The organism is Streptomyces sp. NPDC087859 (genome assembly GCF_044742595.1).
Classification (GTDB): domain Bacteria; phylum Actinomycetota; class Actinomycetes; order Streptomycetales; family Streptomycetaceae; genus Streptomyces; species Streptomyces canus_F.
Window position 1 is genome coordinate 1 of the sequence record NZ_JBIUUU010000032.1, and the last position, 17507, is coordinate 17507.

Genomic DNA, 17507 nt, shown 5'->3' on the forward strand with positions numbered 1-17507 from the left:
TTGATGCGCATGCCCTCCAGCATGCCGACCGCCTCACCACCGGACCATAGGGGGAGCCCTACGCTTTGTGTATCACTCACGCAAAGAGAACCCCGGCGAGCCGCGCCCCCCGCCGTGCCCGCAGGTCCGGTCGACGAGGGCATGATCCGGACGCCCTTTAGACTGCGGTGATCGCATGACCGCACGGAGCCAGGTGCAGCGCGGCCAGGTCGGCGGAGAGCACCGGGCCTCCAGATGTCAGCCGCTGGAGGCAACTCGATGAATGACCTGGACCCGACCGTCTGCCCGGCCTCGACACGGCTGGTGGGACGCGACGAGGACCTCGCCTTCATCCAGTCCTTCTTCAGCAACTCCGAGGTCCAGGGCGCGGCCCTGCTGCTGTCGGGTGAGGCGGGGGTGGGCAAGACCGCGGTGCTCGACGCGGTCGCCACCGGTGCCCTGCACAACGGCGTCCGGGTGCTGCGCGCGGCCGGTGTGCAGTTCGAGGGGGACATCAGCTATGCCGGTCTCAACCAGCTCCTCGTCCCGCTCCTCGACGACCTCGACGTCCTCGATCCCGTCCACCGGGACGCGCTGCGGGTCGCGATCGGCATCGGGGGCGGGCCTGCGCCGGACCGGTTGCTGACCTCCACGGCGGTGTTGCTGCTGCTACGGCTGACCGCGGCCCGTACGCCGCTGCTGCTGGTGATCGACGACCTGCCGTGGTTGGACCGGGCGACCAACGCCGTGCTCGGGTTCGTGGCCCGGCGGCTGATCGGCAGCCGGATCGGCTTCCTCGCCGCCTCCCGTGAGGGCGCCGACAGCTTCTTCGAGTCCAGCGGTCTGGCCGAGCACCGGCTGCGGCCGTTGGACGACGCCGCATCGACCGAACTCCTCGCCCTCGCGCACCCCGACGTCTCCCCCGCCGTACGGCGTCGGATCGCGGCCGAGGCGCGCGGCAACCCGCTGGCGCTGGTGGAGCTTCCGACGGCGCTCTCCCCCGAACAGCGCGCCACGCTCGCGGCGGTGCCGGCCGTACTACCGCTGAGTGAGCGGTTGCAGGCCCTGTTCGCCTCGCGGGTGGCGGAACTGCCCGCCCGCAGCCGCGAGTTGCTGCTGCTCGCGGCCCTCGACGGAACCGGCGACCTCCCCGCCATCGAGGCCGCCGCGGCCGGCCGGGCCGATGTCGACGACCTCGCTCCGGCCGAGCGGAACAGGCTGGTGACGGTTTCCGCCGACAACCGCCGCCTGTCCTTCCGCCATCCGCTGATCGGCTCCGCGGTGGTGGAGCTGGCGAGCGCCGCGGACCGCAGAAAGGCCCATCAGACACTCGCGGACGTGCTCAGCGGCCAGCCGGAACGCCGCGCCTGGCATCTGGGAGAGGCGGCGACGGGCCCGGACGAGACGGTCGCGGCCCTGCTTGAGGAGGCCGCGCGCCGTCGGCTGCGCCGCGGGGACGCGCTCGGCGCCGTCGCCGCCCTGACCCGGGCCGCGGGGCTCAGTCCCGCCGCGTCCGACGAGAGCCGTCGGCTCGCCGTCGCGGCCTATGTCGGTGTGGATGCCGGCGGTGAACTCGATGACGCCACACGGCTGCTCGCCGAGTCCCGGCTCGTCCATCCCGCCGGACACCAGTCGCTGCACGCGGCCACCGCGTCCGCCTTCCTGCTGATCAACCGGGACGGCGACATCGACACCGCCTACCGGCTGCTGGTCGGCGCGATCGAGACGGCCGAGCCCGACCACGGCTACGACGCCGGCGACGAGGGGCTCATCGAGGCGCTGCACCTGCTGGTGCTGTTGTGCTGGTACGGCGGTGACCCGAAGCTGTGGGAGCCGATGCTCGCGTTCATGAACCGGCTCACCCCCGCACCCCCCGAACTGCTCTGGGTGATCACCCAGACCTTCGGCGACCCGGCCCGCACGGGTGCGGCCGCGCTGCCCCGGCTGACCGAGCTGATCGCCACGGTCGGCGACGACCCCACCCGGGTGATCCGCGTCGGCACCGCCTCGGTCTTCGCCGACCGGCTCGGCGACTTCCGGTGGGCCACGCTACAGCTGGTGGAACAGGGCCGCGCCGGAACCGCGCCGGTGCGGCGGCACCTGGGGGCCCTGATGCATCTGGGCCTGGACTACTTCCATCTGGGCCGGTGGGAGGACGCCGCCGAGCTGGCCGCCGAAGGTCTCAGACTGTGTGAGAACCACGACTACCGGTTCTTCGCGTGGTACTTCCAGTACATTCAGGCGGCCGTGGCCGCTGCGCAGGGCGACGCGGAGACCAGCGCCGCGCTGACCGAGGAGATCGTCCGGTGGGCGATGCCGCGCGGAACGTACGGCGCACGGTTCTTCGCCTGCCACGCCCGGGCGTTGGCGGCCCTCGGCAGCGGCGACTTCGAGACCGCCTACCAGCACGCCGGCACGCTCAGCCCGCCCGGGACCATGGCGCCGTACGTCCATATCGCCATGTGGGGCGCGATGGACCTGGTCGAGGCGGCCCTGCGTACCGGCCGGGAGAAGGAGGCCGCGGCGCATGCGGTCGCGATGCGCGAATCGTCGATGGCCGCGTTGTCGCCGCGGCTGGAGATGCTGGTGCTGGCCTGCGAGGCGCTGACCACACCCGGCCGGCCCGGTCTGGCGCTCTTCGACCGAGCGCTGGCCCTGCCCAACCCGGAGCGCTGGCCCTTCGACGTGGCGCGGGTGCGTCTCTTCTACGGCGAACGGCTGCGGCGGCTGCGGGCCACCGCGCTGTCGCGGGAGCAGCTGGTCCAGGCACTGGAGGCCTTCCAGCGCCTGGGTGCCAAGCCATGGGTGGCGCGTACCGCGGTGGAGCTGCGGGCCACTGGCCAGTCCGCGCCGGCCGACGTCCGGCCGGGTCCGGTGGCGCTGACGGCGCAGGAGGTGCAGATCGCCAGACTCGCGGCGACCGGGCTGACCAACAAGCAGATCGCCGAGCGGCTGATGCTGTCCCATCGGACCATCGGCACACACCTGTACCAGATCTATCCCAAGCTGGGCATCACCTCGCGGGCGGCGCTGCGGGACGCGCTGTCGGAGCTCGACGCGGGGACGGGTGACGGCGGGTGACGGACCGGATCCGGGTGTCTTGGGCTGCTGGGTCTCCCCAAGTCATTTGACCTATACGGGGTGCCGGCCCACGGCGGAGAGTGGGGGTGGAGGGGGTCCTTCCGGTCCGTCCTCGACCGGTGGCCGCTTCTGGAGCCACCCCGCACCACGAGAGGGGACCCGGTGCCCGGCGTCTCGGACAGCCACCCGGACATCCACTGGCCGTCGGGGTTCGCCCCCGACCAGGCCCAGAGCTTCTGCGCGGCGCAGGCTGTCGTGAACGCCCCGCCCGCCAGGGCCTTCGAGTTGCTGGGGGATGTGGCCCGATGGCCGGAGTGGGTGCCGGGCATCACCGAGGTGCGGGCCGGGCCGTTCGTCAGGAACTTCGAGGTGTGGCTCCACGGGCACCGGTTCGAGGTCTTCGTGGGTGAGCGTGTGCCGCCGTACCGGCTCGGCTGGTCGGGTGTCGGCGCCGGTGTGCAGCTGTATCAGGCGTGGCTGCTGATCGCGGTCGAGTTCGGCACCTGTGTGGTGGCCGAGAGCGTGGTCCGGGGTGCGGCCGCCATGTCGCTTCAGATGTCGTCCCCGTCCTGGGCGCAGCGTCTGAGTTCCCTGTGGCTGGCTCAGCTCAAGCGGCTCGCGGAGAGCGCCCCGTAGTACGCCGCCGGCCGGCACCCATGGGGGTGTCGGCCGGACGAGGGCGGTGCGTGCGGTGGGTCAGGCGGCGGGGACGGTGTCCTTGGCGTCGGTGTCGGCGGCCTGGGTGTCGGGTTCCTCGGTGTCGGGGACGGTGCGGTTCGCCTCGCCGCTCTTGCGAGCCGGCTTGAGGAAGAGCGCGAGCAGGATGCCGATGGCGAGGGTCGGGGCGATCCAGAGGTAGCCGGTGGCGGTGGCGTGGGCGAAGGCGTCCAGGGCGGTGTCGCGCAGGGCGGCGGGCAGCCGGCCGATGGTGTCGGGGCGGGCGGCGTCGAACCCGCCCGCCGTGGGCAGGGCGTTGGTGCGGTCGGCGAAGCCGGTGTTGAGCAGGGTGCCGAAGACGGCGACTCCGAAGGCTGCGCCGATGGAGCGGGCGAAGGTGACCACGGCGCTGGCGGCGCCGAGATCGGTGGCCGGCACGCTGTTCTGGACGGTGGTCAGGACGACCATGGGGACCATGCCGATGCCGACACCGGTGATCAGGAAGTAGACGCTCAGCACGAGGGTGTTGGTGGCCGCCCCGATGGTGCCGAGCAGGAGCAGTCCGGCGAGGTTGGCGATCAGGCCCGCCAGCAGGATCTTCCGCAGCAGGTGGACGTGTGCGGCCCAGCGTCCGGCGAGGGACTGGCTGATGACCAGACCGGCGACCAGGGGCAGCATGTAGATGCCGGACAGGGTGGCCGAGACGCCGTGCACGATCTGGAGGTAGGTCGGCAGGTAGACCAGCACGGAGAACATCGCGGCGTTGGCGAAGAAGCCGATCAGTGAGGAGAACACCACGGTCCGCGAGCCGAGCATGGCCGGCGGCAGGACCGGGGCGGCGGCGCGGCGCTCGACGGGCAGCAGCAGGGCGGCGAGTGCGACGGTGGCGGCGATCAGGCCGACGATGGCCGGTGAGCCCCAGCCCCAGCGCTCACCGAAGGAGGTGACGAGGACGAGGCCGGTGGCGATGGCGGCCAGGAGGGTGGCACCGAGGTAGTCGATGCGGGCCTTCGCGCCTCGGGTGGCGGCCGGCAGGGCGCGGGCGGCGATGGTCAGGGCGACGATGCCGACGGGCAGGTTGATCAGGAAGGCCCACCGCCAGGAGAGCTGGTCGGTGAAGATGCCGCCCAGGAGGGGGCCGACGATGCTGGCGACGCCGTAGACCGAGCCGAACATGCCCTGGTAGCGGCCGCGTTCGCTGGGGGCGACGATGTCGCCGACGAGGGCGAAGGTGAGCACGATCATGCCGCCGCCTCCGATGCCCTGGAGGACGCGGGCGCCGATCAGCTCGGGCAGGTTCTGGGCGAGGCCACAGGCCACCGAGGCGATCAGGAAGATCGAGGTCGAGGTCAGGTACAGCCGCTTGCGGCCGAACATGTCGCCGAGCTTGCCCCACAGCGGGGTGACCGCGGTCGAGGCGAGCAGGTAGGCGGCGCTGACCCACGCGATGTCGTCGAACCCGTTCAGGTCCTCGGCTATGCGGGGCAGCGCGGTGGAGACGATCGTCTGGTCCAGTGCGGCAAGCAGGACGGCCAGGACCAGCGCGCTCATCGCGGCGGCGACCCCGCCTGCCTTGGGTGATGAGGACGCGGATGCCTTCGACATGGAAGGTACCTCTCTAGAAGTGGAACAACAGAATGACGGAAGTTCTATTATCTGTCACTTCACTGTAGCGCTTAATGCTCAGGGTTCTACTCCCGAGAGGCGTTAGATGTCTCAGGCATCACACTCCGGTACTAGACTCGGGCCGGTGAGAGCCGACGCAGCACGCAATCTGGAAGCCGTCCTGACCACCGGGGCACGCATGCTGGCCGCCGACCCCGGCGCCAGCATCGCGAGCATCGCCGCCGAGGCGGGTGTCGACCGGCGTACCGTCTACCGGCGCTTCGCCTCCCGCGAGGACCTCCTCGCGGCCATCTACGAAGCCCGCCTCACGGCCATCGAGCACGCCATCGAGGACGCGCGCCTGCGCGAGGCGCCCGTCGCCGTCGCCCTGCACCGCTACGTCGAGAACATCATCGTCGTCAACCGGACCTGGCCCGTCGACCTCGCCCGCATGCTCGCCGACGCCGACGTGCACGCCCGCCGCGACGCCTCCATCCACGAGGTCGACGCCTTCCTGCGGCGCGCCACCGACGAGGGCCTGTTGCGCGACGACCTGCCGGCCGGATGGGCGAGCGTGCTGCTGCCGCAGCTGATGCACCTGGTGTCCCGACAGCTGCCCGAGTTGACCCCGGGGCAGGCCGCGGACGTGGTCGTCGACACCCTGCTGAACGGGCTCGGCACGTCATGACCGCTTGACACGCCGACGGCCCTCGAAGACACCTGGAGCAAGGTGTCTTCGAGGGCCGTCGGCGTGAGCGGCAAGGCGGTGTCACCGGGACGGTCCGCCGTCGCTCACCTCATTCCACGACCTGCCGGACCGTGTCCGTGTCCGTGGTCTCCCGCTTCTTCTCGGCGTCCAGCGGCCGCGGGGCGGCCGGGGCGGGCGACGGCACGGTACCGGGCAGATGGACGCGGCGGAGGCGGGGCGACTCGTTCCTGGAGGTGGAGCGCTTCAAGGCTTCTCCCATCAGTGCGTTCGACAAAGCTCGCCCCAGGGCGCGGCGCCCAGGCGGTGAGGAGTCGAAGGGTGAGTGCTCCGAGAAACCAAGAAAGCGACCGACACATTCCGCTTACCGTCGGACCGCATGGGATCAGCCCCGGCGGACCCCTTCGAGGAACCGGCCGGCCAGGTCGACGCGTTCGGCGAGCGTCGCCGGTGTCTGCCCGAAGTCCACGAACAGTTCGTGCACGCCCGCCTCCGCGGCGGCCCGCGCGTAGTCGACGTACTGGCCGAGGGTGCCCGCCTGCGGCATCCGGTCCGGGTCGGTCCGCGTGTCCGTCAGCTGGGGGTTGACGCGCAGCGCCATCCGCAGGGTCGCCGGATCGCGTTCGGCCCGCACCGCTTCCTTCTGGATGACGTCCCACATGCCCATCAGGTGGGGCAGGGGCATCGCCACGGGCAGCCAGCCGTCCAACCGCCGCCCCACCCGCCGCAGTCCACTGGGGGTGAACGCGGCCAGCAGCACGGGAGGCCCGGGCCGCTGGCTGGGCTTGAGGCCGACCACCGTCTCCGGGATGGTGAACAGCGGCCCCTCGTGCGCGAAGACATCGCTGGCCCAGTACTCCGCCAGGACGTCCAGGGTCTCGTCGAGCCGCGCGCCGCGCCCCTTCCAGGGCACGGAGACCGCGGTGTACTCGTCGGGCATCCAGCCCAGGCCGAGTCCGACGACCAGACGTCCCCTGCTGAGGACGTCGAGGGTGGTCAACGACCGGGCCAGCATGAGCGGTGGCAGCCACAGACCGTTCAGCGTGCTCGTGCCCAGGTGGACCCGTGTCGTGTGGGACGCGGCGAACGTCAGGGCGACCAACGGGTCCATGTGGTTCTCGTAGGCGCGCGGCATCTCGCCGGTGGAGCTCGGGTACGGCGCGCTCGGCACACGGGGGGCGAGAACGCGGTCGCCGGTCCACAGGGAGTCGTATCCCATGTCCTCGGCGGTGCGGCAGATCCGCAGGATGCCTTCCGGACAAGAGTCGGGACCGAAGGTCGGCAAGGCCAGACCCAGTTTCACAGGTGTCTCCTCTTCACAGGTGTCTCCTCAAGGCGTGACCCGGTTCGGGGCCGTGTCCGGGGTGCTCGGTTCCGTCAACGGGACGCCGAGCAGGGCTTCCAGGGCGGCCACCGTCTGCGCGGGATCCACGGCGTGGACGGTGGCGAAGCCCAGCTCGGCGGCCGGCGACAGGTGCTGCTCGGTGTCGTCCACGAACACGCACTCCTCGGCCGTCAGACCGAGTTCCTTCAACACGAGCCGGAAGATCCCCGGTTCGGGCTTGCGCATGCCGTGCACCTCGGACAGCACCAGGGCGTCGTACCGCGTCTCCACGTCGTAGCCCTCGTACAGGTTCCACGGGGTCAGGCCCACGGAGTTGGAGAGGATGCCGACCTTGATGCCCGCCCGGCGGGCGGCGGCGGCCGCGGCGATCATCGCTGGCTCGGGGCGCAGATCCGCGAAGATGCGGCCCATCAGGTTGTCCGGCGGAATGCCGAGGCGTTCGGCGGCCGCCTCGTTCCATCGGCTCTGCGTGAGTGTGCCGCGCTCCAGTTCCTCGGTGCGCCGGATCCCCTCGGGGTCCAGGTAGAGGCCGGTGAGCAGGGTTCCCTCGGCGAGTCCCTCGCGGCGTTCGAAAGCGAGCGCGGCGGGCAGCAGAGGGGTTGTCAGCACACCACCGAAGTCGAGGACGAGGCCCTTGTGGTGCTGGGTCATACTCACACTTTAGAAGGTGGCCGCGGGCCGTTTCCGTCGGGGCATGTATCTCGGCAGGTGTCGATGGACACACACATGCGGCGGGTGTGGTGTGAACCTTCGGAGCGGTCGGCTACGTCGTGCTGATGAGAGGTTCCCCGGTGCCCATGGCGACGGCGGCGGGGAACCCGTCCCCTTCTCAGCTCCCGGCGCGGTGCGGGTGCGCGGTGTAGACGCCCAGGATGCGCACCTCGGAGGAGAAGAAGCGCAGTTCGTGCAGGGCGAGGGCGACGCGCTCGTCGTCGGGGTGACCCTCGATCTCGACGTAGAAGCGGCTGGGGTTGAGGCCCGCGCCCATCTGGTAGCTCTCGATCTTGGTGAGGTTCACACCGCTGCTGGCGAACCCGCCGAGCGCCTTGTAGAGGGCGCTGGGGATGTTGCGGACGCAGAAGAACAGGCTGGTCATCGTCGGCTGCCCGGTGTGCGGGGCGAAGGCCGCGTCCCGGGACAGGACGACGAAGCGGGTGGTGTTGTCCGGGTCGTCCTCGACCTCGGCGCGCAGCACCTCCAGGCCGTAGAGCCCGGCCGCCGCGGGCGGGGCGAGCGCGGCGTGCCGCGGATCGCCGAGCTCGGCGACCTCGCGCGCCGCTCCGGCGGTGTCGTCGCTGACCAGGGTGCGCCAGCCGCCTTCCCGCAGCACCTTGCGGCACTGGCCCAGGGCGTGCACATGGCTGCGTACGCACTCCACCTGCTCCAGCGTCGCGCCGGGCACCGCCATCAGGTCGAAGCGGATCGCGAGGAAGTACTCGGCGACGATGAACAGCCCCGACTCGGGCAGCAGATGGTGAACGTCGGCGACGCGTCCGGCCGCGGAGTTGTCCACCGGGATCACCGCGACGTCGGCGTCGCCCAGCGTCACGGCGTCCAGAGCCTGCTCGAATCCCGTGCAGGGCAGTTCGCGGGCGTCGGGGAAGAGGGCGCGTGCGGCGGTCGCCGAGTTGGAACCGGATTCACCCTGATATGCGGCGATCGTCACCGTGGTCAGCCTTCCTCAAGGAGGTCCTGTCGCCGGGCGGCAGAAGCTCCGTCGTGTAGCGCGCCTGCTGAAGTACCGGTGAACCCGCTTCGATCGGGCTCACCAGGGGGTGGCAGGCGCCGCTCAAGTCTGTCGTCAACGTGTGGTCGTATGCCGCTGCGACCACATAGTGGACGGCTTGACCGGCTCGCGGGACGCGCGCGGCGAGCCGCTGCTCGGTCGGCGTGGAGGGTACTGGCCGCCCCAGCCGCATGTGGGGCGGCCAGTGCGTCGGTGATACGGCGGCGCCCCGCTCCCAGGGCCGGAGCGGTGACCGCCGTCCAGAGGAACGCCCAGGTCATCGAGGCGGATCACGGTGCCGGTTCGGCTCGCCTCGGGCGGCGCTTTCGACGCGATGACGAAGAAGTCCGTTCGCCGACGCCTGTCACGGGCACCGGCAGGGGCAGGGGCAGGGGCAGCCAGGGGCCGGTCTCCTCGTGGGGATGGCTGATCAGCGAGGTGTCCGCGTGAGCCGTCCGAAAGATCTCCGCCCACGAGGTCACGGTCGGCCGCCGGCGCAGCAGCGCCCGCCGCTCCCGCTCGGTCATCGCGCCCCAAACGCCGTACTCCTCGCGGTGGTCGAGGGCGTGGGCGAGGCAGTCGAGCCGCACCGGACAGTCCAGACACAGGGTCTTGGCCGCGTTCTGGGCGGTGCCTTCGACGAACATCCGGTCCGGCTGCGTCCGGCACAGCGCCTGGTCGGCCCAGTCCATGTCAGCTCGCTCCCAGTGGCACCCCTCGGGGCCCGCCTTCGCGGTCGTACACATATACCGCTGGATGCGTGCGAGATTAACCCACATGTGTCTGAGGCGTCGCGCCGAAGGCGGCCGCGTACGGGTACGCCGTACTTCACCGGACCGGGGAAGTACACACCCCGTCGGCGTGCGCGCCGGGCCGCATGGATGCCGCCGGTCGTGGGGCCAGCCCTACAGACAGCGTCTCCGGGCATGGGGGCAGCCGTACAACAGGAACTATTTCGGCCATACCGGCTGACGGACATCCCGGTCCGCTCTAGTCTTCTGCGTGAAGGTGTGACGGGCGGACGACCGGACGTATCACGAGTACAGCGGACCCCCGCCGCGGATCACACCGAGGAATGCCGGGCCGCCCACCGGCCGCGTTGTCCCGTGCGCAGCCCTCCGAAAGAGGTGTACGGGCACACACCTCCCTCGAGTCCGGGCGAACGCAGCGGAGACACCTGCCACCACGGCGGGGAGGGTCAGCAACGTACCCTCACAAATGCTTTGGCGTGATCCATACGCCTGGACGCGACAGCGTGCGGGCCGGACCGGTTCATCGGGAAGGGAGTGGGGGACGGTGGAGTCAGCGGTCGGGACAATGGTCGGACGGGACAGCGAGCGGGAGGTTCTGTCCGCGTTCGTGGCAGCCCCCGGAGGCAGAGCGCTCGTGCTGCGGGGGGACTCGGGTGTGGGCAAGAGCGCGCTGCTGGGACATGTCTCGCAGCTCGCGGCGGCCGAGCAGCACCGAGTGATCCGGGCGGCCGGGGTGGAGGCCGAGTCGGAGCTGCCCTTCGCCGGTCTGCACCAGGTCCTGTATCCCCTGTTGTCCTCCATCGACCGGCTGGACGAGGTCCACCGCAAGGTCTTCGACGTCGTCTTCGGCCGGAGCGAGGGCACTCCCCCGTCGGTCATGACCCTCGGCATCGCCGTCCTCGACCTGCTCTCCCTGGCCGCTTCGCAGCATCCGCTGCTGCTGGTGCTCGACGACGGCCAGTGGCTGGACGCCTCCAGCACCGAGGTCATCGGTTTCGTGGGACGCCGCCTCACCGGCAGCTCGGTGAAGCTCGTCGTCGTCCTGCGGGCCGGGGTGCCCTCTGGCTTCGACACCGCCGCGCTGCCCGAGCTGACGGTGGCGACGCTGTCGCAGAAGGCCTCCGAGGAGATGCTGGACATCCACCACCCCGATCTCGCCGACCACGTCCGCCAACTGGTCCTGGACGAGGCGCAGGGCAACCCGCTGGCCCTGCTGGAGCTGCCTCCGTATGTGCGCGGCAACCGGATGGAACACCCGCCCCAGGAGTCCTTCGGGTACACCGGCATCCCCCTGCCGCAACGCCTGCAACAGGTGTACGGCGCCCGCATCAAGGCCCTGAGCGGCGGCGTCCGCGCGGAGCTGCTGCGCGGTGCCCTGGACGGCGTCGGGGCCGGGACGGCGGCCGGTCAGGCGCGGGGCGGGCGGTACCGCGTGGCCGACGCCGACGAGGCCGTGGACTGCGGGCTGGTGGAGGTCGATCCGCTGAGCGGCGACTTCGTCTTCCGGCACCCCCTGGTGCGGTCGTCGGTCGTCCAGACGGCGACCCCGAACGAGCGGCGCGCGGCGCACGCCGTACTCGCCGACGTGCACCGGGACGACGTCGAGCGGCGGGCCACCCACCTGGCGGCCTCGACCATCGACCCGGACGAGGAGGTCGCGGCCGCCCTGGAAGCGGCCGCCGAGTCCGCGACCCGGCGGGGCGGCTCGGTCACCGCCGTGGCCTGGCTGACCCGTGCCGCCGAGCTGAGCGAGAGCCGCGCGGAACGGTCCCGCAGGCTGGGCAGTGCCGCCTACGTCGCCGGACACTCGGGCCGCCTGGACCAGGCACGGCAACTGGTCCGCGAGGGCGCCGGCGCGGACACCGACGGCTCCCCGGACTCGGTGGTCGCGTCGGGTTATGTCGCCTTCTTCGAGGACGGCGACATCCGGTCCTCCCAGCACCAGGTCTTCGCCGCGATCGAGAGCATGCGCGACCGCGAGGCCCCGTCGGACGAGGTGCTCACGCGGCTGATCGATCTGCTGCTGGCCATCAGCCAGTACGGCAGTGACGAGGCGTGGTGGCAGCGGGTCCACGAGCTGCTGGACAGCCTGGGCGACGCGGTGCCCGCGCACTCGCGCATCTACCAGGACGCGTGGGGTGACGTGGTCCTGCGCGGCACGGGGGTGCACGCACGGGTGGAGCGCGCCTTCTCCGACCTGCACACGCTGCGGCCCTGGGACGTCACACGGCTGGGCGTCGCCGCCTATCACGTGGACGCGCTCAGCCAGTACCGGCCCTATCTGCAGCGCACGGTGGACCGTGAGATCGAGACAGGCGCCATGGCCGACGCCATGACCATGCTGCATCTGATCATGCTGGACCAGATCGCGGTGGGCGAGTGGGACGAGGCCGAGCGGACCGGGCAGCGGTGCCTGGAGCTGACGACCACGCACAAGCACGCGCTGTTCGTCCGTCACACGCACGCCTATCTGGGCCTGCTGGCGGCGCTGCGCGGTCAGGTGGAGCGCGCCCGCGAGCTCCAGGCCACCGTCGACGCCTGGGCCCGCCCCCGCGGCGTCGGCTTCCTCACCCAGATCACCGACGCCATCGGCACCACCGCCGCCCTCGCCGAGGGCGACTACGAGGCCGCCTACCTCCACGCCATCGGCATCACTGCCCCCGGCACCTTCCAGCCCTACGCCCACCAAGCCCCCCGCACCCTCCTCGACCTCGTCGAAGCGGCCCTCCACACCGGCCGCACCCAGCAGGCCCACCAACATGCCCAAGCCGCCCAGCACGCAGGACTCCCCGACATCTCCCCCCGTCTGGCCCTGACCACCTACGGCGCCCTGGCCATGACCACCCCCGACCCCGCCCAGGCCGACCACTACTACCACCGGGCCCAGACCCACCCCCAGGCTCACCTCTTCCCCTACGAACTCGCGCGCATCCACCTCGCTCACGGCATCCGCCAACGCCACACCCACGGCCCCAAGGCCGCCCGGCACTCCCTCACCCTCGCCGCCCAGACCTTCCAACGCCTCGGTGCGGCCACCTGGGCCGAACGGGCCCAAGCCGAACTGCGCGTCTCGGGCCTCGCCACCCGCGCGACCACCCCGCTCGCCGAGCTCACCTGGCAGGAACGCCGTATCGCCAACCTCGCCGCGAGCGGTCTGACGAACAAGGAGATCGGCGAGCGCATGCACCTGTCCCCGCGGACGGTCAGTTCACACCTGTACCGGGTCTTCCCCAAGCTCGGCATCACCTCCCGCGCGGCCCTGCGCGACGCGCTGGGCAAGATTCCCGACAACCAGAACGTGTGAGTGGGTCCCTGTACGGGCGCCCGGCCGGGCGCCTATAAGCGGGCCCGCAGGCCGTGTTCGTCAAGCCAGCCGAGCACGTAGTCCGCGACGAAACTCCATCCGTTGTCGATGACCAGCGAGTGCGCCCGGTCCGCGAACTGCTTGAGTTCGGTCACGGCCCGGGAGTCTCCGTACTGCTTGTAGGCCGCGCGCGTGGCGGCGTCGGGCACCAGCAGGTCCTCCTGCCCCGAGATCAGCAGCAGCGGGCCGCGGTCCGCGTTGTCGACGTCCGCCACGGCACGTGGGCTGCGCGCCGAGTCCACGTACCCGAGGTCGGTGAGCAGCCGTCGGGGCGTCGGCACCCCATAGCGCTCGAAGAGGCGGGCCGACTCCCGTGCACTGACCCTGTTCGCGAAGAAGCGGTGGAACTGCTCCGGGGTCAGGGACACCGAAGAGCCGTACACCGAGGGGTCGCCGCCGTCGGCCTGACCGGGCAGCCACAGTCCGGACGGCGGGGTGGGCGGCGCGATGGCGTTGACCGGTACGGGCGCGATCGCCACCGCGGCCCCGCCGATGTTGGCGCCGATGAGGTGCTGGGCGATCAGGCCACCGATCGAGTGCCCGATGATCACCGGCGCGATATCGAACGAGCCTACGATTTTCGCGTAGTGGTCGGTCAGCAGATCCAGGCCGACGTCGGCGAGCCGCTCGGCGGACTTCCGCGTCTCGGCCACCGTGAGCGGCTCCCCCGGCCAGCCCGGCGTGAAGGAGGCATAGCCCCGGCTTGCGAAACGCTCCGCCCATGACTCCCAGGAGAGCGCGTGCAGCCACGCGCCATGGATGAAGACCACGGGGGTACGGTTCACGGCTGCTTCCTCCGAGCCAGACGATCACCCGGCACCGGCACACGGGCGACTGTTTCAGCATCGTTCAGGCGCAGGTCAGGGGGCGACAGTCGAATGACTTAATGTTCGCGGCCCGCAGTACCCGCCGGGGCCCCACAGACCGGGGCGGGCTCGCTGGACTGGTTGTCGACGAGCGCCGGGCGGGTCGGGCAAGCCCCGACCAGACCGACATGAAGCGGACACCGGTCCGTCTGGAAAAGCGCCGGAGGGGCGCGCGATACGGCGTTCGCCGCCGAAGTCCGTGAAGTCCGCCGGTCATGTTACTTATGTACGCCGCTCGCGCGGCCGCGAGAGTGGGTGAGGCCAGCTTCCGCCACAGAGAGGGATCACTCGTCATGAGCGGCAACCCATCAGATCGACAGGTCCGCCGGACCACAGCGGACGGTCGCCATGAGCTGTCGCTGGACATCGAGCGGGTGTTGGACCTCGCCACCCGGCAGGCCGTACGGGCCGAATTCCGGTTCGACCCGGATACTCCCTGGATCGTGTCCATGGAGCTGGCCATCCACGACGGCCCGTGTGTCCTGTGGCGGATCGGCCGTGACCTCCTCCAGCAGGGGCTCCACTCGGTGAGCGGTCTCGGCTCCGTCCAGATCTGGCCGTCGCAGTCCGCCGGGCGGGCCACCGCGCGGCTGCAACTGGTCTCCCAGGACATGGCAGCCCTGTTCGAACTGCCTTCGCTGCCGTTGGCTGAGTGGCTGGCGCACACGTACGAGCTGGTGCCCGCCGGCGACGAGCTCAGCGAGATCGACTGGGACGCCGCGACGGCTGATCTGCTCCAGAAGCCGCAGGCTCACTGCGACTGATCGTGTTCAGCGCCGCTGTCCCGAGCCTGCGACGCTGCGTCGCGCGTTCCTCGGCACCGCCCCGGACGCGTCCGCGGCTCGGGCCATGACACGGCGGTCAGGGCGGTTGCCCCGGTGCCAGCGGTCAGGCGGTCGTAGTCGAGTGTGCTCGGCACGTCCGTCGACCGGTGGCAGCGCGGATTGCGGAAGTTCGCGGTGTCCGGGAGCGCTTGCGCGAAAGGTGCTGAACCAGGTGTCGTCGTCGGGTCGTTCGTCATCCAGTGCTCCGGTCCGCGAGGCCGTAAGGGGCAAAAGGGTGCGAACCAGCCGGGCAGTCCGCTTGTCCCCACCTGCTGTGAACCTCCCGGGCCCTCAACCTCGTTGCCCCAGAGAAGACTCCTGCGCCGGGGACGTTCTTTGGCTGGTCCAGGGCGCAGGACGGGGCGGTCGTCCTCATGCTCTTCCCCGACATGAAGGCGACCGCTCCAGCCCACACACGTGTCGGTCAGATCCGGTACTGAGCTCTGTCCCCCGCGCAGCGGTTAAGGTCGAAGACACGTGTCGCGGCCGGGAGGACAAGGTATGAGCGGGATACTCGGCGACGCCGGTCCGGCGCAGGACGCGGCTCTGACCCGGGCGGCGCAGTCGGGCGACGTGTCGGCGCTGGCCCTGCTGCTGGAGCGGCACCGGCCCGGCATGCGGGCGGTGGCACTCAGCCTGCTGGGGCCGGGCCCGGACGTGGACGACGTCATGCAGGAGGCGGCGCTGGTGGCACTGCGCCGAATCGTGGACATCCGCGACCCGGAAGCCGTGGGGCCCTGGCTGCGGATGGTCGTCCGCAACTGCTGCCGCACGCTGCTGCGGAACGCCCAGCGGGTCGAACCCATGGAAACGGTCCCCCTCCCCGCCTCCGGAGGCACGCCCGAACAGGTCCTGCAGTCCCATGCGCTGCGGGACTGGGTCTGGGAAGCCGTCGAGGCGCTGACGCCGACGCTGCGACTTCCCCTGGTCCTGCGGTACTTCTCCACCGCAGTCACCTCCTACCAGCAGATCGCCGAGGCCTGCGCGGTTCCGGTGAGCACGGTGCGCAGCCGGCTGAACCAGGCGCGCGGCGCCCTCGCCCAGGCCCTCACCGCCACCGCGGCCTCGGCCCACGACGACATGTCCCGTCGAACCCAAGCCAGTTGGCAGGAGGCGCGCGAGACGCTCGCGGCCGCCGAACGCGGTGAGTTCGGCAAGGTGGTCAAAGACCGCTACTCCCCCGAGGTCTCACTGCTGGCCGGAGGCCAACGGCTCGGCGGCACCGACCTGTTGCTGGCGGGCATGGACGGAGACCTCTCGGCAGGGGTACGCCAGCGCCCCCTGCATGTGGTGGCCGGACGGTCGCTGGTCGTCTGGGAGATGGAGCTGGTCAGCCCACCCGACGACCCGGACCACTGCCCGCCCGGGGTCGCCTGGATCATGTCGCTCGACGGCGGCCGCTTCGACCGGGTCTCGCTGTACCACGCGGCCCGCCCGGAGCCGGCGCCCGCGCCTGCCGCGGCCTGAGCCAGAAGAGTCCGTGACCCGCATCACAACACGGCGATAGAACTTCTCGCATTCCAGAGCGTCTTGTCGGTGTCATCGCCCCCTGCGGAGCTACGGAGACCCCGATGAGTACATCCACCACCCACACCGACCCGCTCTCCCCCGGCACCCACTCCTACCAAACCGGCGGAATCGTCCAGCGCTATCACGTCCACGGCCGCGGCCCGGTGTGTGTGGCGCACTCCGGCGGGCCCGGCATCTTCTACGAGTACCTGCGCATGCCCGCCCTCGAAGAGCAACTGACCATGGTCTACGTCGAACCCGTGGGCACCTCCGAGGACAGCCGACTCCCCTCGCACCCGCACGGTTACACCCGCGAGCGCTACAGCCGCTTCCTCCAGGTGCTGATCAACCGCCTCGGTGTATCCAAAGTGCACCTGCTGGGGCATTCCCACGGCGCCTTCGTGGCCGCCTATCACGCCCTGCACCGCCCTGAGCAGGTGGCAGGCGTCGTGCTGTACGAAGGCGCCCCTGTCACCGGTCCCGAGCACGGCGCGGAGGCGGGCCGCATGGTGGAGGCGTTCGTCGCCCGGCACGCGGACCACCCCGGGCTGCCCGACGTCCTGGCGGCGTTCGGGGCCATGTCCACCATCTCCAGCGATGAGCAGACCCTGGCGGTCGCGCGGGGCGTGCTGCCCTCGTACTTCGCCGACTACTGGGCCAACGAGGAGCGGCTGGCACCCTTCCGTGACGCGGTCCGGGCCACCTACATCTCCGGCCTGGACGAGGACCTCGTCCCCGAGGTCATCGACGACCGCGCCGCCCTGAAAGGGCTGGAGCCGGCGGCGCTGGTGATCGTGGGCCGTCATGACGTGATCTGCGGCCCCCGCTGGGGGTTCGAACTGGACGAGCTGATCCCTGACTCGCAGCTGCTGGTGCTGGAGAACAGCGGGCACATGGGGCACGTCGAGGAGCCCGAAGTGTTCGCGGAAGCGGTCCGTGCCTTCGTCCTGCGGACCAGGGCGTAAGGCGGAAGACAGGTCACGTGCGTCGGCCTGGGCGGGGGGCGACGCACGTGAACCTTCGGCAAGCTGGAGTCCGTCGTAGTAGTGGAGGACTGTCGGCACGCCTCAGCGGCCTGTGACGTGGAGAAGTC

At 70.9% G+C, this 17507-nt stretch carries 14 protein-coding genes; 7 read left to right on the forward strand and 7 right to left on the reverse strand.

Annotated elements, in window-relative coordinates; genetic code table 11:
* Positions 1-258: 258 nt before the first annotated feature.
* Positions 259-3060, forward strand: a complete 2802-nt coding sequence (locus ACIOHP_RS47005) for an ATP-binding protein (RefSeq protein ID WP_401897558.1) — start codon at positions 259-261, stop codon at positions 3058-3060.
* 162 nt (positions 3061-3222) lie between these two features.
* Complete coding sequence (locus ACIOHP_RS47010) at positions 3223-3696, forward strand: SRPBCC family protein (RefSeq protein WP_401897560.1); 474 nt, start codon at positions 3223-3225, stop codon at positions 3694-3696.
* Positions 3697-3756: 60 nt separating this feature from the next.
* Here ACIOHP_RS47010 and ACIOHP_RS47015 read toward each other — a convergent pair whose 3' ends face one another.
* The gene (locus ACIOHP_RS47015) at positions 3757-5322 is read right to left on the reverse strand and encodes an MDR family MFS transporter (protein ID WP_401897563.1); all 1566 of its coding nucleotides are present in this window, start codon (positions 5320-5322) and stop codon (positions 3757-3759) included.
* 199 nt (positions 5323-5521) lie between these two features.
* Between ACIOHP_RS47015 and ACIOHP_RS47020 the strand changes: the two genes are divergently transcribed.
* Positions 5522-6010, forward strand: a complete 489-nt coding sequence (locus ACIOHP_RS47020) for a TetR/AcrR family transcriptional regulator (RefSeq protein WP_401897685.1) — start codon at positions 5522-5524, stop codon at positions 6008-6010.
* Between the two features lie 109 nt (positions 6011-6119).
* Here ACIOHP_RS47020 and ACIOHP_RS47025 read toward each other — a convergent pair whose 3' ends face one another.
* The 5 genes from ACIOHP_RS47025 to ACIOHP_RS47045 form a co-directional block, all read right to left on the reverse strand.
* Entirely contained in the window at positions 6120-6278 is a 159-nt protein-coding gene (locus ACIOHP_RS47025) for a hypothetical protein (RefSeq protein WP_401897564.1), read from the reverse strand.
* A gap of 135 nt (positions 6279-6413) precedes the next feature.
* Entirely contained in the window at positions 6414-7331 is a 918-nt protein-coding gene (locus ACIOHP_RS47030; RefSeq protein ID WP_401897565.1) for a TIGR03619 family F420-dependent LLM class oxidoreductase, read from the reverse strand.
* 27 nt (positions 7332-7358) lie between these two features.
* Entirely contained in the window at positions 7359-8024 is a 666-nt protein-coding gene (locus ACIOHP_RS47035) for an HAD family hydrolase (protein ID WP_401897566.1), read from the reverse strand.
* 178 nt (positions 8025-8202) lie between these two features.
* Positions 8203-9039 carry a prephenate dehydratase gene (locus ACIOHP_RS47040; protein ID WP_401897568.1) on the reverse strand — a complete coding sequence of 279 codons (837 nt, stop codon included), beginning with the start codon at positions 9037-9039 and terminating at the stop codon, positions 8203-8205.
* Between the two features lie 350 nt (positions 9040-9389).
* Positions 9390-9791 (reverse strand): WhiB family transcriptional regulator, encoded by a 402-nt coding sequence (locus tag ACIOHP_RS47045; RefSeq protein WP_401897571.1) that lies wholly within the window; start codon positions 9789-9791, stop codon positions 9390-9392.
* Between the two features lie 625 nt (positions 9792-10416).
* Here ACIOHP_RS47045 and ACIOHP_RS47050 point away from each other — a divergent pair.
* The gene (locus ACIOHP_RS47050; RefSeq protein WP_401897688.1) at positions 10417-13155 is read left to right on the forward strand and encodes an ATP-binding protein; all 2739 of its coding nucleotides are present in this window, start codon (positions 10417-10419) and stop codon (positions 13153-13155) included.
* Positions 13156-13187: 32 nt separating this feature from the next.
* Here the strand turns inward: ACIOHP_RS47050 and ACIOHP_RS47055 are convergent, their stop codons facing one another.
* Positions 13188-14000 carry an alpha/beta hydrolase gene (locus ACIOHP_RS47055; protein WP_401897573.1) on the reverse strand — a complete coding sequence of 271 codons (813 nt, stop codon included), beginning with the start codon at positions 13998-14000 and terminating at the stop codon, positions 13188-13190.
* A gap of 374 nt (positions 14001-14374) precedes the next feature.
* Between ACIOHP_RS47055 and ACIOHP_RS47060 the strand changes: the two genes are divergently transcribed.
* From ACIOHP_RS47060 to ACIOHP_RS47070, 3 genes are all read left to right on the forward strand, one after another.
* Positions 14375-14845 (forward strand): SsgA family sporulation/cell division regulator, encoded by a 471-nt coding sequence (locus ACIOHP_RS47060; protein ID WP_401897575.1) that lies wholly within the window; start codon positions 14375-14377, stop codon positions 14843-14845.
* A gap of 561 nt (positions 14846-15406) precedes the next feature.
* A complete protein-coding gene (locus ACIOHP_RS47065) occupies positions 15407-16372 on the forward strand; it encodes an RNA polymerase sigma factor (RefSeq protein ID WP_401897576.1) in 966 nt (321 codons plus the stop codon).
* 104 nt (positions 16373-16476) lie between these two features.
* A complete protein-coding gene (locus tag ACIOHP_RS47070; RefSeq protein ID WP_401897578.1) occupies positions 16477-17379 on the forward strand; it encodes an alpha/beta fold hydrolase in 903 nt (300 codons plus the stop codon).
* The last annotated feature ends 128 nt before the right edge of the window (positions 17380-17507 follow it).